Annotated in this window: 18 protein-coding genes; 6 read left to right on the top strand and 12 right to left on the bottom strand. The window is 60.7% G+C overall.

The annotated features are described in order from the left end of the window. Positions 1 to 151 precede the first annotated feature (151 nt). From CRX69_RS01700 to glnE, 8 genes are all read right to left on the bottom strand, one after another. On the bottom strand, positions 152 to 1591 hold the full coding sequence (locus tag CRX69_RS01700; RefSeq protein WP_107321433.1) for a lipopolysaccharide kinase InaA family protein: 1440 nt from the start codon (positions 1589 to 1591) through the stop codon (positions 152 to 154). Next, complete coding sequence (locus tag CRX69_RS01695) at positions 1591 to 2343, bottom strand: lipopolysaccharide kinase InaA family protein (protein WP_076382930.1); 753 nt, start codon at positions 2341 to 2343, stop codon at positions 1591 to 1593. The genes CRX69_RS01700 and CRX69_RS01695 overlap by 1 nt, the downstream gene beginning before the upstream one ends. Next, positions 2340 to 3074, bottom strand: a complete 735-nt coding sequence (locus CRX69_RS01690; RefSeq protein ID WP_076382932.1) for a lipopolysaccharide kinase InaA family protein — start codon at positions 3072 to 3074, stop codon at positions 2340 to 2342. Before CRX69_RS01690 ends, CRX69_RS01695 begins: the two co-directional genes overlap by 4 nt. Beyond that, positions 3074 to 3880: a lipopolysaccharide core heptose(I) kinase RfaP gene (rfaP, locus tag CRX69_RS01685; protein ID WP_047225907.1), complete on the bottom strand. Its 807-nt coding sequence runs from the start codon at positions 3878 to 3880 to the stop codon at positions 3074 to 3076. Before rfaP ends, CRX69_RS01690 begins: the two co-directional genes overlap by 1 nt. Beyond that, the gene (locus CRX69_RS01680) at positions 3877 to 5001 is read right to left on the bottom strand and encodes a glycosyltransferase family 4 protein (protein WP_047225908.1); all 1125 of its coding nucleotides are present in this window, start codon (positions 4999 to 5001) and stop codon (positions 3877 to 3879) included. The genes rfaP and CRX69_RS01680 overlap by 4 nt, the downstream gene beginning before the upstream one ends. After that, positions 5001 to 6059 carry a lipopolysaccharide heptosyltransferase I gene (gene waaC / locus CRX69_RS01675; protein ID WP_047225909.1) on the bottom strand — a complete coding sequence of 353 codons (1059 nt, stop codon included), beginning with the start codon at positions 6057 to 6059 and terminating at the stop codon, positions 5001 to 5003. The genes CRX69_RS01680 and waaC overlap by 1 nt, the downstream gene beginning before the upstream one ends. A 1-nt stretch (position 6060) precedes the next feature. Continuing rightward, positions 6061 to 7095, bottom strand: a complete 1035-nt coding sequence (gene waaF / locus CRX69_RS01670; protein WP_107321432.1) for a lipopolysaccharide heptosyltransferase II — start codon at positions 7093 to 7095, stop codon at positions 6061 to 6063. 329 nt (positions 7096 to 7424) lie between these two features. Continuing rightward, entirely contained in the window at positions 7425 to 10364 is a 2940-nt protein-coding gene (gene glnE / locus CRX69_RS01665; protein ID WP_107321431.1) for a bifunctional [glutamate--ammonia ligase]-adenylyl-L-tyrosine phosphorylase/[glutamate--ammonia-ligase] adenylyltransferase, read from the bottom strand. 383 nt (positions 10365 to 10747) lie between these two features. On the opposite strand from glnE, the gene aceE reads away from it, so the two are divergent. The 5 genes from aceE (at position 10748) to msrA (ending at position 20371) form a co-directional block, all read left to right on the top strand. Continuing rightward, positions 10748 to 13393, top strand: coding sequence for a pyruvate dehydrogenase (acetyl-transferring), homodimeric type (gene aceE / locus CRX69_RS01660; protein ID WP_047225912.1), 2646 nt, complete (start codon positions 10748 to 10750; stop codon positions 13391 to 13393). A gap of 11 nt (positions 13394 to 13404) precedes the next feature. Further along, a complete protein-coding gene (gene aceF, locus CRX69_RS01655; RefSeq protein WP_107321430.1) occupies positions 13405 to 15051 on the top strand; it encodes a dihydrolipoyllysine-residue acetyltransferase in 1647 nt (548 codons plus the stop codon). Between the two features lie 310 nt (positions 15052 to 15361). After that, positions 15362 to 16756 carry an alkaline phosphatase D family protein gene (locus CRX69_RS01650; RefSeq protein ID WP_107321429.1) on the top strand — a complete coding sequence of 465 codons (1395 nt, stop codon included), beginning with the start codon at positions 15362 to 15364 and terminating at the stop codon, positions 16754 to 16756. 194 nt (positions 16757 to 16950) lie between these two features. After that, positions 16951 to 19644 (top strand): putative bifunctional diguanylate cyclase/phosphodiesterase, encoded by a 2694-nt coding sequence (locus CRX69_RS01645; protein WP_047225915.1) that lies wholly within the window; start codon positions 16951 to 16953, stop codon positions 19642 to 19644. Positions 19645 to 19723: 79 nt separating this feature from the next. Next, on the top strand, positions 19724 to 20371 hold the full coding sequence (gene msrA / locus CRX69_RS01640; RefSeq protein WP_047226186.1) for a peptide-methionine (S)-S-oxide reductase MsrA: 648 nt from the start codon (positions 19724 to 19726) through the stop codon (positions 20369 to 20371). A 118-nt stretch (positions 20372 to 20489) separates the two neighbouring features. On the opposite strand, the gene CRX69_RS01635 is transcribed toward msrA, so the two are convergent. The 3 genes from CRX69_RS01635 to CRX69_RS01625 all read right to left on the bottom strand — a co-directional run bounded on the left by CRX69_RS01635 (position 20490) and on the right by CRX69_RS01625 (position 24212). Next, the gene (locus CRX69_RS01635; protein ID WP_076382940.1) at positions 20490 to 21329 is read right to left on the bottom strand and encodes a 23S rRNA (adenine(2030)-N(6))-methyltransferase RlmJ; all 840 of its coding nucleotides are present in this window, start codon (positions 21327 to 21329) and stop codon (positions 20490 to 20492) included. A 94-nt stretch (positions 21330 to 21423) separates the two neighbouring features. Beyond that, on the bottom strand, positions 21424 to 22158 hold the full coding sequence (locus tag CRX69_RS01630; protein ID WP_076382942.1) for a DUF4123 domain-containing protein: 735 nt from the start codon (positions 22156 to 22158) through the stop codon (positions 21424 to 21426). After that, a complete protein-coding gene (locus tag CRX69_RS01625; RefSeq protein ID WP_107321428.1) occupies positions 22155 to 24212 on the bottom strand; it encodes a type VI secretion system Vgr family protein in 2058 nt (685 codons plus the stop codon). The genes CRX69_RS01630 and CRX69_RS01625 overlap by 4 nt, the downstream gene beginning before the upstream one ends. Before the next feature lie 266 nt (positions 24213 to 24478). Between CRX69_RS01625 and CRX69_RS01620 the strand changes: the two genes are divergently transcribed. Then, complete coding sequence (locus tag CRX69_RS01620; protein ID WP_107321427.1) at positions 24479 to 24973, top strand: DUF2165 family protein; 495 nt, start codon at positions 24479 to 24481, stop codon at positions 24971 to 24973. Between the two features lie 91 nt (positions 24974 to 25064). Here the strand turns inward: CRX69_RS01620 and putP are convergent, their stop codons facing one another. After that, a complete protein-coding gene (gene putP, locus CRX69_RS01615; RefSeq protein WP_047225920.1) occupies positions 25065 to 26549 on the bottom strand; it encodes a sodium/proline symporter PutP in 1485 nt (494 codons plus the stop codon). Between the last annotated feature and the right edge of the window lie 62 nt (positions 26550 to 26611).

Genomic DNA, 26611 nt, shown 5'->3' with positions numbered 1-26611 from the left:
CTTAAAAGCGTTGGCAAGCCTCGTAGGAGCTGCCGAAGCTGCGATCTTTTGATTTTGATCTTTCCCTTGAACCTCAAGGGGTAAAACAAAGATCGCAGCCTTCAGCAGTTCCTACACAGAAGACGTGCCAAAGCAGCTATCGGGGCACCCTTCAAAAACTTTTGGGCAACCGCTGATCAATCACCTGATACAACGCACTGTCTTGCGGCCAGTTGCGCATGAACCGCGCACGATCCCTGGCATAGGCGGGGGTGAAGCTGGAGAGGCTGCGGTGCTGGCACATGGAGTCCAGGTCGATCAGCGCCCAGCGATCGTCCTGCCAGAGCAGGTTGTGGCCCTTGAAATCGCCGTGACTGATACGCTCGCGGATCAGGCCGGCGAACAACCGGTCCAGCGCCAGCAACTCAGGCTCGGGAGCGGCGCCGTTTTCGACGTAAGGGGCCAGGCGTTCGATGATGTCAGGCCCCGACAGGTGCTCGGTCACCAGGTAGGCGCCGCGACGCAGCCACAGAAAACGCTTTTCCAGCAGCGCCAGCGGCTTGGGCGTGGCGATACCGAGGAACGTCAGGCGATGACCTTCGCGCCAGGCATGCCAGGCGCGGCTCGGACGCCAGAAGCGCTTGAGCCAGTGGGCGAAGTTTTTGATGTTGTAGCGCTTGATCAACACAGAGCGCCCGTCCACATCGACTTTACCAACGCTCGCCGACCCACCGGTCTTGTATAAGTGGCCTTGGTCAAGCAAGGCATCGGCCTGCTCCAGTACCGGCGCCATGACCGCCTCTTCATCACGACGAATCGCTCGCAAACCGAACGGACCACGCTGCACGCTGAACAGACTGCACTCACGCCCGACTTTTTCCAGAAAGTCATTCAGGCGCCAGGCGTACACCTTGTCGATCTGTTTTTGCAGCGCCTCCATGGGCAATGCGTGCTCGGCGTTGCCCAGCAGGTAATGCACCAACAACTCTTCGTTGAAAGGCTCGAGGGATTTGGGCAACTGGGCGAAAAATACCCCCAGGTTTTCGAGCACTTTGTTGCGCGACAATGGCTGGCCCGGGGTTTCGGCGCGGATGCCGGCGCCGTCGATCAAATAGAGTTTGCCGCCGTGACGCAACAGATTGTCCAGGTGCAGATCTTCCTGCCACAGGCCTTTGCTGTGCAGTTGTGCAATCGCTCCCAACGCCTCGGCCAGTACCGCCGTTTGTTCGTCGGCGAGCAGTGGCAGGCCCTCGACCTGTTTCCAGGCGTCCCCGAGGCTTTCGGCCCCCTCGAGCAATTCGAACAGCAGCCAGCCACCCTCGCCTTCTTTCAGGCCATCGGCCAGCAACAGCGGCGTAGTCAGCCCCTGCTCGGCCAGCAGGCGCACGCCTTGCAGTTCGCGGTGAAAGTGCCTGCCCGCTTTACTGCCGACCAGCAACTTGGCCAACACCGGACGACCGCGCCAGACGCCAGCACCGACGTAGCGCTGTCCCGGCAACACACGCAACAGGGAAAGCAGCTGCAATTGCGCCGGGCCGGCGGCGTCCGCCAGCTCCAGGCTCAAAGGCAGGCTGGGACTGCGGCCGGCGTTCTTCAATTCGGATAAATGCATCAACGAGCCTCCTTATGGCTGCGCCGGGCGGTCAGACGAGTCATCCAGCGGTCAACCAGTGCACTCTTGAGCGGTTGATCCAGGTAGGTGCAGAGCATCTGGCGCACATCGTCGTCACTCCAGGCTCGCGCGCGACGCAGCAAGGGCTCCAGGTCCTTGATTCGATCCCGCTGACCGAACAATAGCGGCCGGGTCTTTTCGAGGTCGATCAACTGCGCCTGATAGCCACTGGCGGTGGCTTGCAGAAAAATGTGCTTGGGGTAGAAGCAACCATGGACCTGGCGCATGCCGTGCAGGCGTCGCGCCAACTGCCCGCAAGCCTGCAGGACGGTGGCGCGTTGCGTCGCCGCCAGGCTGGACCAGCGTTGCAGCAATGAATCCAGGTCATCCCAACCGTCCAGGGCACGCGTCAGCAGAATCGCCCGCACCTCCCCGCCCACATTGCGCTGACCATAGAACACCGCTTGCAGGGCCGGAATCCCCAGTTGGCGGTAGCGGCTGATGTTGCGAAACTCCCGGGAAAAGCTGGGCTCGCCGAAGGGGTGGGACCACGTCCTGGTGAGGTAATTACTCTGGCGCTTGAGGTAATAACCCCGCCCTTCCAGTTCCAGCCGGAAGACACTGCTCCAACCGCCGCCCGCGGTGTTGGGTTCATCCACCGCATCCAATTGCAGGTCCCAAAGGGCTTCGAAGCTATCCAGGCCGTGGCGTTGCAACAATGACTGGTCTTCAGTCGCCAGAAAATCAGTCATTCACGCCCCTCGAAAAATCTCACTACGTGACGGATGCGCTTCTTGTCACACGCATCGAGCCGGTTACGCTGGCGATACTGCAGGTAAAAACGCAGGCGCTGAGTGGCCGACAAATGATACTTGGCGACCTTGTCCAGGCACGCCAGGTCCTTGGTGATGCGATAGTTGAGCCAGAAGCCGCGCCAGAAATCGCCGTTGGGGCAATCGATAAAGAACAGCCGTGACTGCTCGTCGATCAGCAAGTTGCGCCATTTCAGATCGTTATGGGTAAAACGATTTTCGTGCATGGTCCGGGTATAGCCGGCCAGTTGCCGACTCACCCCGTCGACCCAGGCACGATTGGCCAGCCTTGGATCGTGACGCCTTGCCAATGCCGAGAGGTCTTCGGTGCCCGGCAGCTCGCGCGTGATCATCGCGCCACGGTCATAGGCTGCGCCACGTCGCTCCAGCCCCCAGGCCACGACTTCGGCAGTGGGGATACCCCACTTGGCGAAGCGCTTGAGGTTCTGCCATTCGGACTTGACCCGCGGCTTACCCAAGTATCGCCGCAGCCCCTTGCCGGCCCCGGTGTAGCGCTTGACATAGTAATTCACGCCGCTGCGCTGTACCCGAATCACCTCGGACAGCGGGTCCCGCGTCAGACGCTCGCCCTCTAGGGCGAACACTGCATCAAGACTGCCGAAATCCTCTGCCAGCTCAGCGTAGGAAGGCTCCAGTACCCAACCCGACATCAGAGCGCGCCCCCGTACCGCAGCTTGCGCGCATAAAGCCGGTTGGCTTTGCCTTCGAGCCAGGTCAGCAGCGAAGCTTCTTCGGCCAGGATCCGCCGTAGCGGCTGCTGGAAATAGCCCTTGAGGAAGCGCAACTTGTCACGCCGGGTCAGACCGATGTCCAGTGCAGAGAAATACAGCGCCGCCAGGTCCTTGTTGCGCCAACGAAGGGGGATGGCCGGACGGATCTGCGCACGGTGCAGGTCGATCACAGAAAGTTTGAAATCCGTGGCGGTCACGGGCTTATCGGTGTGCAGCAGAAAGTGGCAGATGTAGCAGTCGCGATGGTTGACCCCGGCCCGATGCATCATGCCGGTCATGCGCGCCACTTCGGCGATCAGGGCTCGCTTGAGCTTCGGCTGTGGCGGCTGCTTGACCCAGTCCATGCTGAGATCTTCGAGACTGACGGTCGGCGCCAGTTCTTCGGTGACGATGAACGAATGCTGGTCGGCCGGGTTGCTGCCTTTCTCGCCATAGGCGACGGCGGTCATGGTTGGCACACCGACCTGCTGCAAGCGCTGGATGGCTTTCCATTCCTGTCCCGCACCCAGTACCGGCAACTTGGCGGTCAGCAGGTTCTTGAAGATCTCGCGCCAACCGATGCCACGGTGGATTTTCACGAAAAAGCCACGACCATCCACCTCCGTGCGCAAGGTGCGCCGGGCTTCCAGTTCGCGATAGACCTCGCCCTTGAGCGCCTCGACTTCGGCGAACGCATCGCGTCCGGCCCAAAGGCTCTTGAACGGTTCGGCCAGCATCAATTTCATTGTGCGTGCTCCGCCAATATCACATCGGCCGCGTGCTGCGGCATGCTGTAGAGGTCGGCCGTCTCGGCGAAGGCCAGACCGTTGCGGCTCCAGGCCGCGCGTGCGTCGGCGTCACCCAACATCCGCCCCAGGTACTCGGTGAGCTGCGCCTGTTCGAACGGCTCGTCCAAGACCAGGCCACTGTCGGCCTCGGCGATGTAATGGGCGTATCCACACACCGCACTGACCAGCACCGGCAAGCCGGCCACCAGCGCTTCAAGCAGTACGGTGCCGGTGTTCTCGTTGTACGCCGGGTGGATCAACAGGTCGGCGCCCAGCAGGAAACGCGGAATGTCGCTGCGGCCCTTGAGGAAGCGTACGTTGTCACCAAGCCCCAACGCGGCGCTCTGCAATTGGAATACTTTGGGGTCGTCCTGGCCGATTACAAACAGGCGGGTGCGTTTTTTAAGCTGCGAAGGTAGCGCGGCCAGGGCCTTGAGGCTGCGATCCACGCCCTTGGTCTTGAACCCGGAACCGATCTGCACCAGCAGCAGGTCATCATCGGCCAGATCGAATTCGGCACGAAACGCGGCGCGAACCTCATCGGCGTCGGCGGGCCGGCGACGATCCTGGGCGATGCCCGGTGGCAGCAGGTGAAAGCGCTCCAGCGGCGTGGCGTAGTGCTTGATGAACAAAGGCTGTTGCACTTCGGAAATCATCAGTATTTCGGTCTTGGCATCCTTGGCGAATACCGCTCGCTCGTACTCGGAAAAGTGGCGGTAACGCCCCCAACGCCGGTACAGCGAATTGCGCAGGTTCTGCGCCTTGTCTTCAAAGCAGCCGTCAGCGGCGTAATACACGTCCAGGCCGGGCATTTTGTTGAAGCCGATCAAACGGTCGACCGGACGCTTGGCCAGGTCATTTTCCATCCACGCACTGAGTTTTTCATTGCGACGGTGGTTGAACAGCGCCTTGACCGGCGCCACCAGCACTTCGAAGCCCGGCGGGACGTCACCTTCCCAGATCAGCGTGTAGACGCGGATCTGGTGACCACGCCGCTGGCATTCCAGGGCGATGCGCATGAAGTCACGCTGCAGGCCGCCGAAAGGGAAGTATTTATAAAGGACAAAAGCCAATTGCATCAGCGCGGCTCCTCAGCCAATAACGTGCTCAAGTGGCTGGCAACACGCTCGGGATTCAGACGCGTGAAGCACAGAGGCTGCTCGCGTTTCAGGTCAAACCGACGGGCATCTTCGGCGGTCGGCGGATAAGTGCATTGTTTCTGCATGCAGGGCGCGCAAGGGAAATCACTGGCAAGGTGAATCTGCCCCTTGCCATAGGCACCGGTCAGCACCGGATTGGTGGGGCCGAGCAGTGAAATGGTCGGTACATCCAGGGCCGCGGCCAGATGGCCAAGGCCGGTGTCCACGGCCACACAGGCCTGTGCGCCGGCCAACACCTTGCCCATCCCACCCAGATTCAGCTTTGGCAATACCAGGGCGTTGCGCAGGCCATTGGCAATCCGCTCGGCCCGGGCTTTCTCCAGCGGGCTGCCCCATGGCAGCTTCACCACGACGCCGAACTGGCCCATGCGCTCAACAAGTTGACGCCAGTAGAGCTCAGGCCAGTGCTTGGATTCCCAAGTCGTGCCGTGCAGGAACACCACGTAGGGGTAGCTGCGCGGCAATTCAACCAGGCGATCGACATTCAGGCCGTAGCTGCCCATGGTTTTGGGCAGGTCATAACCCAGTGCCACAGCAAACAACTGGCGCACGCGCTCTACCGCATGCTGACCGCGAGCCACGCCCAGGCGACGGGAATAGAAGCGCGCTGCAAGGGGTTCGCGGGCCGATTCTTTATCCAGGCCTGCCACCGGGGCCTTGACGTAGCGGGTCAGCCAGGCGCTTTTCAGCAGGCCTTGGGCGTCGATCACCAGATCGTACTTCTTGGCACGCACGCTTTGCTTGAAACGTCGCCACTCGCCGCTTTTGATGGTTTGCCAGAGGTTCTTGCGCCAGCGACGAATCGCCACCGGAATGACTGTATCCACCGCCGGATGCCAGGTAGGAATTTCGGCAAAGCCTTCTTCCACCACCCAGTCGAACCTGATGCCGGGAATCGCCCGCGCCGCGTCGGTCAGCGCTGGCAGGGTGTGAACCACATCCCCCAGCGAAGAGGTCTTGATCAGCAATACCCGCAAGTTACTGAACCTCCACCGGTGCGCCCTGCAAACGCCCCAGGGCATCGTTCACCGACGGCGGCATGAGCTGGCGCAGGCAGTTGTAATGACCGAAGCGACAGGTGCGGTCGAAGCACGGGCTGCATTCGATGCCCAGGCGTACGACTTCGACTTTTTCGGCCAGCGGCGGCGTAAAGCCCGGCGAAGTGGAACCGTACACGGCCACCAGTGGCCGGTTCAGGGCGGCGGCCACGTGCATCAGGCCCGAGTCGTTGGACACCACCGAATCGGCGCAGGACAACAGGTCGATGGCTTCGGCCAGGGAGGTATCGCCGCTGAGGTTCACCGACTCCTCCCGCAGGCCCGGGATCAGGCGCGAGCGGATGTCCTCGCCCACCGAATGATCGTTTTTCGAACCGAACAACCAGACCTGCCAGCCTTCGCGAATCTTCGTCTCGGCGACCTGGGCGTAATGCTCCGCCGGCCAGCGCTTGGACTCACCGAACTCAGCGCCTGGGCAGAGAGCCAGCACCGGGCGGTCCAGGCTCAGACCGAACTTGGCCAGCGCCGCTTCGCGGGTCACCGGGTCGATCGCAAGGCTTGGGCGCGGATACGGCTTGGGCAACTCGGCACCTGGCTCGTAGGCCAGGGCCATGAAGCGCTCGATCATCAGCGGGTAGCGTTCTTTGTCCAGCGTGCGCACGTCATTGAGCAAGCCGTAGCGGAACTCGCCACGCCAACCGGTGCGTTTGGGGATACTGGCGAAGAACGGCACCAGTGCCGATTTCAACGAATTGGGCAACAGGATCGCCTGGTCGTACTGACCGGCCAAGGACTTGCCGATGCGTCGACGGGTCGCCAGCTCCAGCACACCGTGGCCGAGCGGGAAGCTCAAGGCCTTGCGCACCTGGGGCATGCGCTCAAGAATCGGCCGACTCCACTCGGGGGCCAACACGTCGATTTCGCACTGTGGGTGGCGCTGCTTGAGGCACTGGAACAGTGTCTGCGCCATCACCATGTCACCGACCCAACTGGGCCCTACGATCAGAATATTCATGTGGCTTCCAAAAACGATGCGGGGAGGCCTACGCCTCCCCGCCTCGACAATCACTGTGGCTTAGGACGTTGCCTGCTGCCGTCACTCTACAACTGCGGGAGCGAGCCTGCTCGCGATGAGGCTCTCACATCCAATATCAATGTCGCCTGACACTCCGCTATCGCGAGCAGGCTCGCTCCCACAGGGAAATTCATCTACTTCAAGTATGGTGCAGCACCACAAATCCATTGTGAGAGCGAGCCTGCTCGCGATGGGGCCGGCACATCCAACATCAATGTCACCTGATACTCCGCCTTCGCGAGCAAGCCCGCTCCCACATTACTTAATCTTCAGCTCAGCCCCAGTTCTCGCCAGATTCGCAGCACCTGCCTGCGCTCATCCACAAACTGGTCGCCTGTAATCACCCCGGCGTCTTTCTGTAGAGCCTGGCGGTGGGCGGCTGAGCGGTAGGCTTTGTAGGCCTCGCGCAGCAGGGTAGCGTCTTCGACCGGCATCAGCCCGACGTCCTGCAACCCTTCCAGAATGCGGATGTTATCGGTGTAGCGCAGCAGCGACGGGTGCTCCTCGGACCACGCCAGGGCCGCGTATTGCACCATAAATTCAATGTCGACGATACCTCCGGCATCCTGCTTGAGGTCGAACGGCGCGGTGGCTTCGAAGGCATTCGCTGCGGTTCCGGCAGCGGTGACCTTGCTGCCGAGGTTATCGCGCATCTTGGCGCGCATCTCGCTGACTTCCTGGCGCAGCGTCGACAAATCACGCTTGCGCCCCAGCACCTGGGCACGAACTTTCTCGAACGCCTGACCCACGTCCTGGCTGCCCACCAGCACCCGAGCCCGCACCAAAGCCTGATGCTCCCAAGTCCAGGCCTCGTTCTCCTGATAGCGTGCAAAAGCCCCGAGGGAGCTGACCAGCAACCCCGACGCTCCGGACGGCCGCAAGCGCATGTCCACTTCGTAGAGCTGTCCAGAGTTGGTCTGGGCCGTCAGCAAATGGATGATTCGCTGGCCGAGCCGGGTGAAAAACTGCGCGCCGTCGATGGGTTTCGGGCCATCGGTTTCCGCCTGCGGATCGCCATCGTGGATGAACACCAGATCCAGGTCGGAACCATGCCCCAATTCCAGACCGCCGACTTTCCCATAACCGACAATGATGAAGCCCGGATCGCACAGGCTGCCGTCAGTGCGCAGCGGCACGCCATACTTGGCCACGGTCTGGCGCCAGGCCAGGGCCAGCACTTGTTCAAGAATTGCTTCGGCCAGCCAGGTCAGGTAATCGCTGACTTTCATCAACGGCAGGCTGCCGGCGATTTCCGAGGCGGCCACCCGCAAACGGTGCGCAAGCTTGAAATGCCGCAACGCCTCCATCTGCTGCTCGAGATCATCCTCGGGGATGCGTGTCAGGCGTTCACGCAACTCCGCCGCCAGTTCCGGCGCCAGGGGCGGCTTGAAAAGTCGCCCCTCGTTGAGCAATTCATCGAGCAACAGGGGAAAGCGGGTGATCTGCTCGGCAATCCACGGGCTCGCCGCGCACAGCGTCAGCAGGCGTCGCAGGGCGCCGGGATTTTCCGTCAGCAGCACCAGATAGGCCGATCGGCGCGCCACGGCTTCCACCAGCGGCAATACGCGCTCAAGCACCAGGTCCGGATTGGCATGCTCCACCGCCTGGGCCAACAGGCGCGGAATGAATGCATCCAGACGCTCGCGCCCCAGACGCTGCATGGCGCGCAATTGCGCACTGCCGCGCAGGGCGGCCAGGGCTTTGAGCGCCTTGGGTGCGTCGGCGAAGCCGCCCTCCTCCAGTTGACGACACGCCGCCCCTTCATCCTGGCTGTCTTCCCACAGCGGCAACCATTCGCCGCCCACCGTCACTTCGCTTTCGCCATCCTGCTCTTCATCCGGGTCGGCGATGACCTGGCCGAAGTGCCAGGCTACGCGACCGCGCCAGTACATCAATTGCTCATGGAAGGCCGCCCAGTCGGCAAAACCCAGCATGAACGCAATGCGCGCCTGATCCTGCGGGGTGTCCGGCAGCATCTGGGTCTGGCGGTCGGCGATGGCCTGGATCGCGTGCTCGGTGTAACGCAAGAATTCATAACCCTGGCGCAGCTCATCGACCACCTTGGCCGGCAGATAGCCCTGGCCTTCCAGGGTCGCCAGCACTTTCAACAGCGGGCGCTGCTGCAAACTCAAGTCACGACCGCCATGGATCAACTGGAACGCCTGGGCAATGAACTCCACCTCACGGATGCCGCCCGAACCCAGCTTGATGTTGTCGGCCATGCCCTTGCGCCGCACTTCCTGCTGGATCAACTGCTTCATGGTGCGCAGCGCTTCGATGGCGGAAAAATCCAGGTAACGGCGATAAACGAACGGACGCAGCATGTCGAGCAGTTGCGCGCCGGCCACCTGGTCTCCCGCCACCACCCGCGCCTTGATCATCGCGTAGCGTTCCCAGTCACGGCCCTGATCCTGGTAATACTGCTCCAGCGCGTTGAAACTCAGCACCAGCGCTCCGGCCGAACCATAAGGGCGCAGACGCATGTCGACGCGGAATACGAAGCCGTCGACGGTCATCGGGTCCAGGGCCTTGATCAGGCGCTGCCCCACACGAATGAAAAACTCCTGGTTATCCAGGGCCCGCTTGGCGCCAACGGTCTCGCCGCCCTCGGGGTAGGCGAAAATCAGATCGATGTCCGACGACAGGTTCAGCTCCACCGCACCAAGCTTGCCCATGCCCAGGATAACCATGTGCTGCGGTTCACCGCTGCGCCGCCCGGTAGGCGTACCGAATTGCTGACTATGGCGCTGGTACAGCCATTGATAGGCCTGGTCGATGCAGGTATCGGCCATGTCGGAGAGATCGCGACAGGTCTGGACCAGGTCGGCCTGGCGGGTCAGGTCGCGCCAGATGATCCGCACCTGTTGGCGGCTGCGCTGGCGACGCAGGATGCGACCCAGTTCGTCTTCAGTCTCGGCGGCCTGGACGGCTGCGCCAATCTGAGCGCACATTTCGCCGGGAGCCAGGTGGCGGTCCAGTTCGCCGCTGCGCACCAGTTCCAGCAACATAGAGGGGTCACGAACACTCTGCTCGATAAAAAAATCACTGGCGGCGGCGACACGGTTGAACTCGCTCCAGCGTTCGGGCGCCCAGGTGGACAGCCCGTGGTCGTCGTCCAGGGAAGCGACCGCCGCACGGAACGACTGCTCGGCACGACTGACCAATGACTGGAGAATTGCCGGAACTTCGGTAAGCGGGGGCAGGCTCATGGTCTATCCTTGATCGGCGCGGGGAAAGGCTGGATGTAGTGTTTTTTCAACTGCCACTACCTGATCGACTGTCGAACAAAGATGATAAATAGCTGAAAATCTGATTTTATTGGCAGCCGACATCAAGTTTTTACCTGTACGAGTTGGCTAACGACCAACAGTAACGATTATTCTCACAACGAAACGAGGGGCTATAAGCCGCTCATGTGTAGTTTTACTACTCGTCTATACATTCGAAAGGCTGAAACGGCCGACGATTTGTAGTAAAACTACACGCCGCCGAAACAACCTTCGGCAATCCAAGAATTTATACCGTCTGCCCACAAGGCCAGTCGCAAACTCAGGCAACCGATTCTGGTAGCCTTTCCGCCCTGGAGCAAGCCATGCAAGACCTCGATCCCGTCGAAACCCAGGAATGGCTGGACGCCCTGGAATCGGTTCTCGACAAAGAAGGCGAAGACCGTGCTCACTATCTGATGACCCGTATGGGCGAACTCGCAACCCGCAGCGGTTCGCAATTGCCTTACGCCATCACCACGCCATACCGCAACACAATCCCCGTTACCCACGAAGCACGCATGCCCGGCGACCTGTTCATGGAACGCCGCATTCGCTCGCTGGTACGCTGGAACGCGATGGCCATGGTGATGCGTACGAACCTGAAAGATTCTGACCTGGGCGGTCACATCTCCAGCTTCGCCTCCAGCGCAACCTTGTACGACATCGGCTTCAACTATTTCTTCCAGGCCCCGACCGACGAACACGGCGGCGACCTGATCTACTTCCAGGGCCACACCTCGCCAGGCGTTTACGCCCGTGCATTCATGGAAGGCCGCATCAGCGAAGAGCAGATGAACAACTTCCGCCAGGAAGTGGATGGTCAGGGCCTATCGTCCTACCCGCACCCTTGGCTGATGCCTGATTTCTGGCAGTTCCCGACGGTATCCATGGGTCTGGGCCCGATCCAGGCCATCTACCAGGCGCGTTTCATGAAGTACCTGGAAGCCCGTGGCTTCATTCCCGAAGGCAAGCAGAAAGTCTGGTGCTTCCTGGGCGACGGCGAGTGCGACGAGCCGGAATCCCTGGGCGCGATCTCCCTGGCTGGCCGCGAGAAGCTGGACAACCTGATCTTCGTCATCAACTGCAACCTGCAGCGCCTCGACGGCCCCGTTCGCGGCAACGGCAAGATCATCCAGGAACTCGAAGGCGTGTTCCGTGGCGCCCAGTGGAATGTGACCAAAGTCATCTGGGGCCGTTTCTGGGACCCACTGCTGGCCAAGGACGTCGACGGCATCCTGCAGCGCCGCATGGACGAAGTCATCGACGGCGAATACCAGAACTACAAGGCCAAGGACGGCGCGTTCGTCCGTGAGCACTTCTTCAACACGCCTGAACTCAAGGCAATGGTTGCCGATCTGTCCGACGACGAGATCTGGAAGCTCAACCGTGGCGGCCACGACCCGTACAAGGTCTACGCGGCGTACCACGAAGCAGTCAACCACAAGGAACAACCGACCGTCATCCTGGCCAAGACCATCAAGGGTTATGGCACCGGTGCCGGCGAAGCGAAAAACACTGCGCACAACACCAAGAAAGTCGACGTCGACAGCCTGAAGTTGTTCCGCGACCGCTTCGACATCCCGGTCAAGGACGAGGAACTGGAAAACCTGCCGTTCTTCAAGCCGGAGCCCAACAGCGCCGAAGCCCGCTACCTGAGCGAGCGTCGCACCGCACTGGGTGGTTTCGTGCCCCAGCGCCGCGCCCAGAGCTTCAGCGTGCCGACCCCATCGCTCGATACCCTCAAGGCGATCCTTGACGGCTCGGGCGACCGTGAAATCTCCACCACCATGGCCTTCGTGCGGATCCTCGCGCAATTGGTCAAGGACAAGGAAATCGGCCCGCGCATCGTTCCAATCATCCCGGACGAAGCCCGTACCTTCGGTATGGAAGGCATGTTCCGTCAGTTGGGCATCTACTCCTCCGTCGGCCAGCTCTACGAGCCAGTCGATAAAGACCAGGTGATGTTCTACAAGGAAGACAAGAAGGGCCAGATCCTCGAAGAAGGTATCAACGAAGCAGGCGCCATGAGCTCCTTCATCGCTGCCGGTACTTCGTACTCCAGCCATAACCAGCCGATGCTGCCGTTCTACATCTTCTATTCGATGTTCGGTTTCCAGCGTATCGGCGACCTGGCCTGGGCCGCTGGCGACAGCCGGACCCGTGGCTTCCTGATCGGCGGTACCGCCGGCCGGACCACGCTCAACGGCGAAGGCCTGCAACACGAAGACGGTCACAGCCACATCCTGGCTGCCACCATCCCGAACTGCCGCACCTTTGATCCAACCTACGGCTACGAGCTGGCGGTGATCATCCAGGACGGCATGAAGAAGATGACCGAAGAGCAACAGGACGTCTTCTACTACATCACCGTGATGAACGAATCCTACCAGCAGCCAGCCATGCCGGCCGGCGTGGAGGAAGGCATCATCAAGGGCATGTACCTGCTCGAAGAAGACACCCGCGAAGCGGCGCACCACGTCCAGCTGATGGGCTCCGGCACCATCCTGCGCGAAGTGCGTGAAGCAGCGAAGATCCTGCGTGAAGAGTTCAACGTCGGCGCTGACGTGTGGAGCGTTACCAGCTTCAACGAACTGCGTCGCGATGGCCTGGCCGTGGAGCGCAGCAACCGTCTGCACCCGGGCCAGAAGCCGAAACTGAGCTACGTCGAAGAATGCCTGAACGGCCGCAAAGGTCCGGTCATCGCCTCTACCGACTACATGAAACTGTTCGCCGAGCAGATCCGTCAGTGGGTTCCTTCCAAGGAATTCAAGGTGCTGGGCACCGACGGTTTCGGCCGTAGCGACAGCCGCAAGAAGCTGCGTCACTTCTTCGAAGTCGACCGTAAGTTCGTTGTGTTGGCAGCCCTGGAAGCCCTGGCTGACCGTGGCGATATCGAACCCAAGGTGGTGGCCGAGGCCATCGTCAAGTTCGGCATCGATCCGGAAAAACGCAACCCACTGGACTGCTGAGGAGAATTTCCGTGAGCGAACTCATTCGCGTACCTGACATCGGCAGCGGTGAAGGTGAAGTAATTGAACTGTTTGTGAAGGTCGGCGACCGTATCGAAGCCGAGCAGAGCATCCTGACGCTTGAATCGGACAAGGCCAGCATGGAAGTGCCTGCGCCGAAGGCCGGTATCGTCAAAAGCCTGAAAGTGAAGCTGGGCGATCGCCTGAAAGAAGGCGACGAACTGCTGGAGCTGGAAGTCGAGGGCGCCGCTGCGGCGCCTGAGGCGGCGGCTCCTGCTGCCCCGGCGGCGGCTGAAAAGCCTGCCGCCGCACCGGTTGCCGAGGCGGCTCCCGCCCCTGCCGCCGCGCCTGCCGCTGCCACGGTCCAGGACATTCATGTTCCGGACATTGGCTCCTCGGGCAAGGCCAAGATCATCGAAGTGCTGGTCAAGGTCGGCGACACCGTCGAAGCCGACCAGTCGCTGATCACCCTGGAATCCGACAAAGCCAGCATGGAAATCCCGTCGCCGGCCGCCGGCGTGGTGGAAAGCGTCGAGATCAAGCTGGAAGACGAAGTGGGCACCGGCGACCTGATCCTGAAGCTGAAAGTGGCCGGTGCTGCGGCACCTGCTGCCCCAGCCCAGGCTGCTGCGCCTGCCGCCAAGGCCGAAGCCGCTCCAGCTCCTGCTCCAGCGCCGGCTGCCGCGCCTGCCGCCAAGGCCGAGACAGCTCCTGCTCCTGCCGCCACACCTGCACCCAGCGGTGCCAAGGTGCATGCCGGCCCTGCGGTGCGTCAGCTGGCCCGTGAATTTGGTGTCGAGCTGTCCGCCGTCAGCCCAAGCGGCCCACATGGCCGCGTGCTGAAAGAAGACGTGCAGACTTACGTCAAGGCCATGATGCAGAAGGCCAAGAACGCTCCGGCCGAAGGCGCTAGCGGTGGTGCGGGCATCCCGCCGATCCCGGCGGTGGATTTCAGCCGCTTCGGCGAAACCGAAGAAGTGGCAATGACTCGCCTGATGCAAATCGGCGCGTCGAGTCTGCATCGCAGCTGGCTGAACATTCCGCACGTGACTCAGTTCGACCAGGCCGACATCACCGAACTGGAAGCTTTCCGCGTCGCGCAGAAAGCCGTGGCCGAGAAGGCTGGCGTCAAGCTGACCGTGCTGCCCCTGCTGCTCAAGGCCTGTGCGCACCTGCTCAAGGAATTGCCGGACTTCAACAGCTCGCTGGCCCCAAGCGGCAAGGCTGTCATTCGCAAGAAATACGTGCACATCGGGTTTGCCGTCGACACCCCGGAAGGCCTGCTGGTACCGGTCATCCGCAACGTCGACCAGAAGAGCCTGCTGCAACTGGCTGGCGAAGCCGCTGCCCTGGCCGAAAAAGCCCGGAGCAAAAAGCTCACCGCCGACGACATGCAGGGTGCCTGCTTCACCATTTCCAGCCTCGGCCACATTGGCGGTACCGGCTTCACGCCGATCGTCAACGCGCCGGAAGTGGCGATCCTGGGAGTCTCCAAAGCCACCATCCAGCCCGTCTGGGACGGTAAAGCCTTCCAGCCGAAGCTGATGCTGCCACTGTCGCTGTCCTACGATCACCGTGTGATCAACGGCGCCGCCGCTGCACGCTTCACCAAGCGTCTGAGCGACCTGCTGGGCGACATCCGTACCATCTTGCTGTAACACCGGGCGGCCCTCCCCACGGAGGGCCCTTCGGACCGCTGTTTTCCGAGCGCCACGCTCGTACCTCAACCCCGCCCGTTTGGCGGGGCTTTTTTTTGCCTGAAATAAAGTCGAACTTGCAGAGCAGCCCGTTCCAGGGCCCAACTTTCCTACTGCACTTCACCTAGATGACTACGTCATCTATTGGACGTTTCCCACAACACGCGCCCCCTCTCCTATCAATATTTATCCCATGCATCGCTTTAGGATGAGTTCAGGGAAGCCATTAACTACTTACCTAAAAAACTTTAACTTCGAATGGACTCGAATGATGTTCAAACCCACTGTTGGCCCTATTGTCGGCCACACGACACCTCATCACACGCGGATATTCCTGCGAGGGGATAACGATAAGAACAGCCTGGTATTTGCCGCCATCCGTTACCGGCGCCAGGGAGATTCAATCTGGTCGAAAGGACACTTTGTTCAGTTGCATGCTTACCGCGACATGTCCGATGTCATCGTATTGAAGAACCTTCAAGCCGATACCGCCTATGAATACCAAGCCGGCTGGTTCAGCCGCCTGAGCCCTACTCATACAATCGAAACCGTTCAGGAACTGCCGCTGCAATGGCCTCGGGATATTTACCAGATGCGCACGCCGTCCAGCAAAATCGGTGCACCGCGCAGCTATATCGTGGGTTCCTGCCGCTACCTGCGGGTGACGGCCGGCGTCCCCTCCAGACCTGAACTGGGCGACCGGACTTTCGCTGGCATCAACCGCATCGTGGCCCAGGCCGACCCGCCGATCAGTGCTGTAGTGATGACCGGCGACCAGGTTTATCTAGACGATTTGAATATTGTCGCCCCGGACCGGAACCCAAAGGATATTCTTTTCAAATACCGCACCGCCTTTTCCCAGCCGCATATTAGAAAGTTGATAGCGGGAACACCGAGCTACATGATTCTCGACGATCATGAAATCAAAGATAATTGGCCTGCCAGCAAGAAAAAAGGCGACGAAAACTTTTATGCCAATGCCATGGACGCCTATGCGCTTTATCAAGCCAGCCATAGTCCGGCACATGAACTGTTAAGTGACGGAACATTAAGCAAACCATTGAGACAATGTTGGTATCAGTTCGCTCACGGCGATATCGAATGGTTCGTCACCGACAGTCGGACCCAGCGCAATCTATCGCCGGATGATCGACGTATCCTGGATCAAGCGCAGGAACGATCGCTGATCAAATGGCTGGTCAACAGTCCGGCGCGGGTCAAGTTCATCGTGACCGGCGTGATGTTCTACCCGGACCGCAAGCTCAATACCTCGGACGCCTGGCAGGCCTTCCCGGAACAGCGTCTGCGCCTGCTGGAAACCGTTCGCCGCCATCGGATCAAGAACGTTATTTTCGTGTCCGGCGACGTCCATGGCTCTCTCACCAGTCGCCTGAGTCACAGCCAGGACCCTGACTTCGAGGTACATACCATCGTTTCCTCGCCGTTTTGCAACAGCAAACTGCTTCCTTATGCCAGCGCCGCGAGTTTTATTTTTGGTGATGCCATGGCTCGGACGCCCAGCGGGGACTATCGCTATGGGTTGAGCGGCAAGGTCATCAGCCAGGACAACTTCGCCCACCTGAAAGTCACGGCGCAGAGCGTTCAGGTCACGTTTCACGATCGTGATGGCAGCCCATTACAGACAGTAGATATCCCGCTGCGCTGACGGGTGGTATAACCACCCATGCCGTCTGATCGGCGGGCGACTGGAGAAATCCCTTCGTCGGCCGATAAAAGGTTTATAGCACTTGGCCTTCATCTCTCTTGTCAGCCAGTGCCGCAATGATGCAACCTTGCGGCAGTCCGTAATAACGAGGGCGTCAGCCCGGCGCGATCAGCATTTTCGAAGCGAGTTTCCCCATGAAAAGCCAACCCGATGCCGCCAGCCGTATGGCGGCCGAGGTAGTGACGCAGTTACCGGTGCCCTCGCGGCTCGGCATGCTGCGTTTCGAACGGCTGAATGAAGCAAGCTGGGCGCTGCTGTTCCTCGACCCCAACTGCGAGCGTTACTTCGGTCTGCCGGCCGTCGAGCTTTGCTCGCTGGTCAGTTCGCCCTACGCCAGCCTGATGGAGCCCGAAGCGCGCTATCAACTCCACGATGCGATCCAGCAGCAGTTGGCCCAGGCCCCGCATTACCTGATCCGCTACACGCTCCACACCGCCAAGGGCGCCATGAATATGCTGGAAATGGGCGAGCCCTATAAACAGCACAATCGCCATCTACTACGCGGCTACCTGCTGGCCGTGGACGATTTGCTGGCAAGCGAGCCGTCGATGCCGGCCCTGGACCTGGAAACTCAAAACTCGCGCCTGCAAATTGCCCTGGAACTGAACCAGCGCGCCCAGCAGGAGCAGCTGCAACACCTGGACCGGGTGCGCGCCCAGCAGGACCTGATCCTGCTGCTGACCCGCCAGCGCTACAGCGCCAACAATTCCCTGCAGGAAGCCGCCGAGCTCATCACCCGCAGCGCCTGCGACATCTACCAGATTGATTGCGCCAGCATCTGGAACCTGGAAGATGGCCAGTTGGTGCCGATTTCGGCTTATAACCGCGCCTCCCAAGACTACTTTCTGCCGGACGTGATCAACGCCAACGAGTTTCCTGACTACATGGAGGCGCTGCAGACCTGCCGCGCCATCGACGCGCACAATGCGATGCGCGACCCGCGTACCCGGGAAATGGCCGCAAGCCTGCGCACCCGCGAAGTCAACGCCATGCTCGACGCCAGCGTTCGTATCGACGGCCAGGTGGTGGGCGTACTGTGCCTGGAGCAGATAGGCGTCACCCGCGCCTGGCAGTCCGACGAGATCGCCTTTGCCGGTGAACTGGCTGACCAGTTCGCCCAGGTCATCAACAACCACAACCGCCGGACCGCCACCAACGCCCTGCACTTGTTCCAGCGCGCCGTGGAGCAGAGCGCCAACGCGTTCCTGCTGGTCAATTGCGACGGCGTGGTGGAATACGTCAACCCCAGCTTCACCGCCATCACCCAATATTCCACCGAGGAAGTCCACGGCCAGCGACTGTCGGAACTACCGGCCCTGGAAAACCTCAGCGAGCTGCTGTTCGATGCACCGTCGGCCCTCGCCCAGAGCAATAGCTGGCAAGGTGAATTCAAGAGCCGACGCAAGAATCTGGAACCCTACTGGGGCCAATTGTCGATTTCCAAGGTCTATGGCGATAACCGTGAACTGACCCACTACATCGGCATTTACGAAGACATCACCCAGACCAAACTGGCCCAGCAGCGCATCGAGCGCCTGGCCTACACCGACAACCTGACCAACCTGGGCAACCGCCCGGCGTTCATCCGCAACCTCGATGAGCGCTTTGCCCGGGACAGCGATTCGCCCATCAGCCTGTTGCTGGTGGACATCGACAACTTCAAGCGCATCAATGACAGCCTCGGCCATCAGACCGGCGACAAGCTGCTGATCAGCCTGGCCCGCCGCCTGCGCAACAGCCTGAGCCCCAGCGGCAGCCTGGCACGGTTCGCCAGTAATGAATTCGCCGTACTGCTGGACGACACCGACCTGGAGGCCGGGCAGCAGATCGCCAGCCAGTTGCTGATGACGCTCGACAAGCCGATGTTCGTCGATAACCAACTGATCAGCGTGACCGGCTCCGTGGGCCTGGCCTGCGCGCCACTGCACGGCCGCGACCCCCAGACCCTGATGCGCAACGCCGGACTCGCCCTGCACAAGGCCAAAGCCAACGGCAAGCATCAGGTCCAGGTATTCACCGAGGCGCTGAACGCCGAGGCCAGCTACAAGTTGTTCGTGGAAAACAACCTGCGCCGCGCCTTGACCCAGAACGAGCTGGACGTGTTCTACCAGCCAAAACTGTGCCTGCGCAGCGGTCGCTTGCTGGGCATGGAGGCGCTGCTGCGCTGGAACCATCCCGAGAAGGGCATGATTCGCCCGGACCAGTTCATCAGCGTGGCCGAAGAAACCGGCCTGATCATCCCCATCGGCAAATGGATCGCCCGTCAGGCATGCCGCATGAGCAAGCAATTGACCGCCGCTGGCCTGGGCAACCTGCAAGTGGCGATCAACCTCTCGCCCAAGCAGTTCTCCGACCCGGACCTGGTCGCCTCGATCGCCAGCATCCTCAAGGAAGAACAACTGCCGGCCCGCCTGCTGGAACTGGAACTGACCGAAGGTCTGCTGCTGGAGGCCACCGAAGACACCCACCTGCAGCTCGACCAACTCAAGCGCCTGGGCCTGACCCTGGCCATGGACGACTTCGGCACCGGTTACTCATCCCTGAGTTACCTGAAAAAATTCCCGATCGACATCATCAAGATCGATCGCAGCTTCATCCACGAGATTCCGGACAACCAGGACGACATGGAAATCACTTCCGCGGTGATCGCCATGGCCCACAACCTGAAACTCAAGGTGGTGGCCGAAGGTATCGAAACCGCACAGCAACTGGCGTTCCTGCGGCGCCACCGCTGCGACGTCGGCCAGGGCTACCTGTTCGACCGACCGATCCCCGGCGCGGAGCTGATCGAGAAGCTCAAGCGTTATCCGCGCGGCCCAATTGCCTGACAAGCGGTGTAACACTCGGGCACACTGACGGTCTCATTGCTTACATTCGCTCAACTCAATCTGACTGAGAGGACTGATGATGGTCTTGCGCTCGGAAATCCTGGTGAACAAAAACGTGCTCCCTACTCAAGAACAAGCTCTGCCTGGCCGCGAAACCCCAATGACCGTGCCGGAAAAACACTTCGTCCACGATGCGCCGCTGCTGGGTCCGTTTGCCATGGACGTGGATTTCGCGATCTTCGGCCTGGGCTGTTTCTGGGGCGCGGAACGCAAGTTCTGGCAGCGCGAAGGCGTGGTCAGTACAGCGGTGGGTTACGCCGGTGGCTTTACGCCGAACCCGACGTACGAAGAAGTCTGCTCGGGCCTTACCGGCCACAGCGAAGTGGTCCTGGTGGTCTACGAGCCAGAAAAAGTCAGCTACGAGCAGCTTCTGAAGATGTTCTGGGAGCTGCACAATCCGACCCAGGGCATGCGCCAGGGCAATGACATCGGCACCCAGTACCGCTCGGTGATCTATGCCACCAACCCAACCCAACTGGCTGCCGCCAAGCACAGCGCGCAAGTATTTCAGGCTGAATTGACCAAGGCCGGCAAAGGCGTCATTACCACCGAAATCGAAGAAGCCCCGACGTTCTTCTTCGCCGAGGCCTATCACCAGCAATACCTGGCGAAGAACCCTGAAGGTTATTGCGGAATTGGCGGTACGGGCGTGACTTGCCCGATCTGACTTTTTGCCGCTGAAAAGCTTCGCGAGCAAGCCCGCTCCCACATGGTTCTGAGTCTGACCAATGTGGGAGCGGGCTTGCTCGCGAAGGCGCCCTATCAGACGGTATCAATGCATCTGATCAGCTTTCAGCGATCAACCAATCCATCTGCCAGCCGCCCTGGGTCTGCCCAAGCTTCTTCGACAACCAAGGCAGCAGCTCGCGCAATTCCTCCTCCAGCCCCCATGGCGGATTGGCAATCGCCAAGCCGGAGCCGTTCAGGCTATTGGGCGTGGCCAGCGGATGCACCAGCAATTCCACTCGCAACAATTTCGGCGCACCGGTGCCGGCCAGGTCCTGGTAGAAACGGCGCAACATCCGCTGGTCTTTCACCGGGTACCAGATTGCTGCCACTGTCTGGCGCATCCGGCCGATGGCCTCCTTGAGTGACGCGGCGCAGCGTTGCATCTCATCAAGCTGCTCAAAGGGCGGATCGATCAACATCAGGCCGCGCTTTTCCGCCACCGGCAGCAGCGCCCGGGGCACATGCCAGCCTTCGCCCAGGTGCACCGCCACGCGACGATCGCCTTTCATGTTGTCCTTGAGCAGCACACCGTCTTCTGGATGTTTTTCGTTCAGAAGTACCCGATCCTGCGGACGGGTCAGGCGCCGCGCCAGTTCCGGTGACCCCGGGTAGTAACGCAACTGCCCGTCCGGGTTCATTTCATGCAGCACTTTCATGTAGTCGGCGGTCAGCGCGGGCAGATCCTCCTGGCCCCACAACCGCGCGATGCCTTCAAGGTATTCGCCGGTACGATTGGCCTGATCGCCCTGCAAGTCGTACAGACCGATGCCCGCATGGGTATCGAGATAGGCGAAGGGCTGCTCCTTGCGCGACATCAAAGCGATGAGACGGGTCAAGGTCAGGTGTTTGAACACATCGGCGTGATTGCCGGCGTGGAAGGCGTGGCGATAATTCATGGCGGCTCCTGCGAAGGCCGAGGAGTTTACCTTGAAGCGCGCCCAACGTCAGGGGGTCGCAGCCGAACGGAAGGGCCGTGACCACACCCGGTGGTCATCTGCCCAACTCCTGCATCAAGTATTCTTGCAGGGGGGCTTTTGGCCCATGGACCATCCCTGGCGCCCCAAGAAAATGCCTGATCTTGCAGCGCAGGATGCTTTCGTCGGCCTGTTCGAACAGATACGGATGCTCTTCGCTCAACCACTTGAGCAGGTTATTGAGCAGACAGTCCGTCGTATCCCCGGCCAGTTCCTGCAACAACAGCGCAGGCACTTCCCACCAGGGGAACGCCCGGGCCGGGCGCAGGGCATTTCCCGGGATCTCGAAAGACCGACCGTTGATCAGGCAACGGCTGATGGCGGGCAACAGCTGGCTGACCTCCACCGCATCCGATCGCAGGATCGGCTGGATAAAACGCCCATCCCAAAAGCGGAAAAAAACCGACTTGCCACCGGGCAGCAGAACCTGGGTGAGCCCACGCAGATGTTCGGCAAGGCTTTGCTGGCTGCAAGCGGTCACCGCCAGCCAGCCCCAATCAAGCGAGTCGGTCGTCGCGACCCAGTCAAGAAACTCGCTGTCCGGGGCGACAGCTCCGACATAGGGCATGACCGTTTCCCAGTCGGCGTAAGGCGTATCGGCCCAGATCGGGCTGGGCGCCACCGTCATCGAACGCCTCCAGGCCATCAGCGGCCCGGCGGTGCTGGCGCTGCTGAAAATGGCGTAGAGCTGCTCGGATGCCTGCAAGGGCTGTTGCTCAAGCCAGGCGCGGGGAGATTGACCGGTACTCATGGACGCTCCTGGACACCAGCCCGCCTGGGCATCACCGGCAATGGTTCGCAGACGCCTCCTTTGCAACGCTCACACTCCTCACAGAATGGCGCCTGGCCCTGCAGGCTGAAAACTTGCGCGAGGGAAAGTTGCGCGGCTGCGGCCGCGACATGTGTTTCGGGACTGCCGGGTAAACCTGGCGCGGCACTCCTGGCCGTCATCGGTGCCCCACCCACCTGGATCGGCACGCTGCTGAAGATCCCCCCAGCCCCGATGTTGATCCAATGCCCACCGGCCTGAATGGTCGCGCTGACGCCGCCATCCAGCACCACTTGCTGCCCGGCGCTGACGTGAAATTGCTGGGTGGCATTGAGGGCCTGACTGGTTACCCGTATATGCCGCTCGCCGGCCACCACCAGATGATCATCCTGCCTGACCTCAACCTGGCGCTGACCATGGGTGATGCGCAACTCATCGGCCTTGAGCTCATGCCGCGCGGTGCCGGTGACAACGATGCTGCGTTCGTGATCAACCTGAACCCGCTGATCATGCAGCACATGCTGGGTCCAGTTGCGTTGAGCCCGCAGGTAAATCTCCTCGGCGCCCTGGCGATCCTCGATGCGCAATTCGTTATAACCGCCCCCGCCAGGGCTGCTCTGGCTGCGCAATATGCTGCGGGTTTTATCGGCCGGCAGGTCCAGGGGCACCGGGGTCGCGCCGTTCGGCAGGCAGCCCACGACCAATGGCTTGTCCACATCACCGTCGATGAAACCCACCAGCACCTCCATGCCGACCCGGGGAATCATCACGCTGCCATAGCGATCATGGGCCCAACCCGTGGCCACCCGTAGCCAGCAACTGGAGTGCTCGTCGCGCTGACCGTGGCGATCCCAGATCAGTTGCACCTTGACCCGTCCGTATTCGTCGCAATGGATCTCGCTGTCCACCGGCCCCGTCACCACCGCCGACTGATAACCGTGGGCGGCTGGCTTTTCGTGGGACAGGGGCGGACGAAAGAAAACATCCCAGGGGGTGGCGAGGAACGTATTGCTGTAGCCCTGGAACTCATCCGGACTGTCACCGACCGTTTCCTCCAGCACTTGTGGCTGGCGCCCATGGTGGGTGACTTGCGTGAGCAGCCAGAGATCGTTCCATTGCGCTCGAGGATGCCCGTTGATTTGGAGGAAGTGCCCACTGACGAGTGCGCATTGGTCGCTGCGCCCCTCGGCCAGACGGTGGTCGGCGCCATGGCGCTCCAGTGCGCGCCGGGTAAGGTGCCGGCCATGGTCGCGATCGGAAAACCGGCCGGGGTAGTGATACGCCTCCAGAGCCGGTTGCTGCTGACTGTCCAGACTGGTTTGCAACAGCAGACCGGGCTTTTGAAAATCGTAGTCACGCAGCGTCACCGCCGTGGTCCGGGTCTGTAGACGCACAGCCAGGCGCTTGATCGCCGGCTCGCTGGCGGCCATGCCACTGCCGGGCAGATACAACGTCGCCTCGGGCAGGCGGGGAAACACCGTCTGGTCGTCACCGAACACCAACAGATGGCCGTCGCGGCTGTGCCGGAAGTGATAATGGATCCCGGCCTCGGCGCAGATCCGCCCGATGAAGGCCAGGTCGCTTTCACCAAACTGCACACAGTATTCGCGTTCGGGGTATTGCCCACCGAGGTTGAACTGGAACGCGTCACCCTGAATCCCGTGATCCGTCAGGATCAGGGTAATGATTGCCGGCACGCTCAGGTGCTGGAAAATCCGCTGGTTGATTCGATGGTCCAGGTAAGCCAGGCGTGGTACCAGTCTGATCTGGTAACGGGTCAAGCGCTTGCCCGAGTCGCCTTGGGCCGCGCTATAAACCTGGCCGTGTATGCCCCGCCCCTGATCATCAAAAGCCAGAAAGGCCTGACGATGCAGGAGCTCTTCCAGCGCCAGATCCGGCCGCTCACTGACCAGTTCCAGATCAAAGCAATAGGGTTGACTGATGGCTTCCTTGCCCCTGAACTCAAGCACCTTGAGTTCATTCGGCCCGCTGTCGAGTGCCAGGGTGAAACGTGGTTGGTTGGCAGGCGCGAACATCCGATGTGCCTCTGCTGAATAAAAGCGGGCGATTCTGCATGAGCACCAGGGAGAGTTGATCGGACCTCAGGAAAAACAGAATTGCCTTACATTCAAGGAGATTAAAGCCGCATTGTCCGCTGCGTTTTCCGACAGACATTCCGCGCATGGTGGTGACCGAAGTCGCCGCAGGAAACAATCAGCAAATTCCTACAACCTGACGGCCTCAGGACCGCACTGGGCCGTGCTAACGTCCTTTCGTCGCAAAAAAGCAAAGGACGCAACCCATGACGACTCGCTACGCAAAAATCGCAATGACCCTGGCTCTCGCCGCTTTCGCCTTGCTGACCGTGTTCAACAACATCACGGACTACCATTCCAACTTCAATTTCGTCCATCACGTGCTGAGTATGGACACCACCTTTCCCGACAATGCCGCGCGCTATCGCGCCATCGACCAGCCTTGGGCATGGCACGGCGCCTACTGGCTGATCATCCTTGGCGAAGCGCTCACCGCAGGCTTGCTGGGCTATGGCGCGCTCGAACTATGGCAGGCACGTAAAACCCCGAGCGTGGTTTTCGCTCAGGCCAAACGCTGCGCCATCATCGGTTTGACGGTGGGTTTCTTCGTCTGGTTCTTTGGCTTCATGGTCGTCGGCGGGGAATGGTTTCTGATGTGGCAATCAGAAATCTGGAATGGCCAGGACGCAGCCTTCAGGTCCTACATGGCGCTACTGGGCGTGCTGATATTTCTCAATCAGCCCGACACAGAGCTGGACTGATGCCCATAAAAAACGGCCCGTCTCCATGGGAGGACGGGCCGTTTCTCTATTCAGAAGCTTCGCGCGAGCCGTCAAGGCCTCGCTGGAGGTCTTACTGGTTCAGGCGGAAATCTTTCTCAGCCGCTTCGAAGCGCTGCAGCATACCGGCGGTAGGCGAGCCCATCTTGCTGACGAAGTAGATAGCCAGGCTGGCGAAGATGAAGCCTGGGATGATTTCGTACAGGCCCAGCAGCTCGAAGTGTTTCCAGACGATCACGGTGATCGCCCCCACCAGGATGCCTGCCAGCGCGCCGTTACGGGTCATGTTTTTCCAGATCACCGAGATCAGGACAACAGGACCGAAGGCAGCACCGAAACCGGCCCAAGCGTAGCTCACCAGACCCAGGACACGGTTCTCCGGGTTGGCAGCCAGGAAGATGGCAACCACTGCCACCAGCAACACCATGGCGCGACCGACCCAGACCAGCTCCAACTGGGAAGCATGCTTGCGCAGGAAAGCCTTGTAGAAGTCTTCGGTCAGGGCACTGGAGCACACCAGCAACTGACAGCTCAGGGTGCTCATGACAGCTGCCAGGATCGCCGACAGCAGCACACCGGCCACCCATGGGTTGAACAGCAGCTTGGCCAGCTCGATGAACACACGCTCAGGGTTCTCGGTCACGGGGCCGGCCACTTCCGGGTGCGCCGAGAAGTAAGCGATACCGAAGAAACCGACAGCCACGGTGCCGCCCAGGCAGAGAATCATCCAGGCCATCGAGATACGACGAGCCTTGGCGATGGACTTGACCGAGTCAGCAGCCATGAAACGCGCCAGGATGTGCGGCTGGCCGAAGTAGCCCAGGCCCCAGCCCATCAGCGAGATCACGCCGATGAACGTGGTGTTTTTCAGCATGTCGAAAGCAGTAGGATCTTTCGCTTCGATGGCCAGGAACGTGGTGTCCACGCCGCCGGTCGCCAGCAGCACGATGATCGGCGTGAGGATCAGCGCGAAGATCATCAGGGTCGCTTGTACGGTGTCGGTCCAGCTCACGGCCAGGAAGCCACCAATGAAGGTGTAGGCAATGGTTGCCGCCGCACCGGCCCACAGCGCTGTCTCGTAGGACATGCCGAAGGTGCTTTCAAACAGACGGGCACCGGCCACGATGCCGGAAGCGCAGTAGATGGTGAAGAACACCAGGATCACCACCGCAGAGATGATCCGCAGCAGGCCGCTGGTATCTTCAAAACGGCTGGAGAAGTAATCCGGCAGTGTCAGCGCGTCACCGTTGTGCTCGGTCTGTACCCGCAGGCGACCGGCCACGAACAGCCAGTTCAGGTAGGCACCGATGATCAGGCCGATGGCGATCCAGCCTTCCGACAGGCCGGACATGTAGATAGCACCGGGCAAGCCCATCAACAGCCAGCCGCTCATGTCGGAGGCACCGGCGGACAATGCAGTCACGACGCTGCCCAGGCTGCGACCGCCCAGGATGTAATCGGAAAGGTTATTGGTGGAGCGATAAGCCATCAGGCCGATCAGGACCATTACAGCGATATAGATCACGAAAGTGATCAGGGTGGGATTACTAACACTCATGAGTTACGCCCTGGCTTTGTTTTTATGTAGCGGTGGCAGTAGGAAGCGTCGACAAGACAACC

The sequence above is a fragment of the Pseudomonas rhizophila genome (assembly GCF_003033885.1).
Lineage (GTDB): Bacteria > Pseudomonadota > Gammaproteobacteria > Pseudomonadales > Pseudomonadaceae > Aquipseudomonas > Aquipseudomonas rhizophila.
Note: the sequence above shows the minus strand (reverse complement) of the source record. Positions and strands in the feature narration are given on the sequence as shown.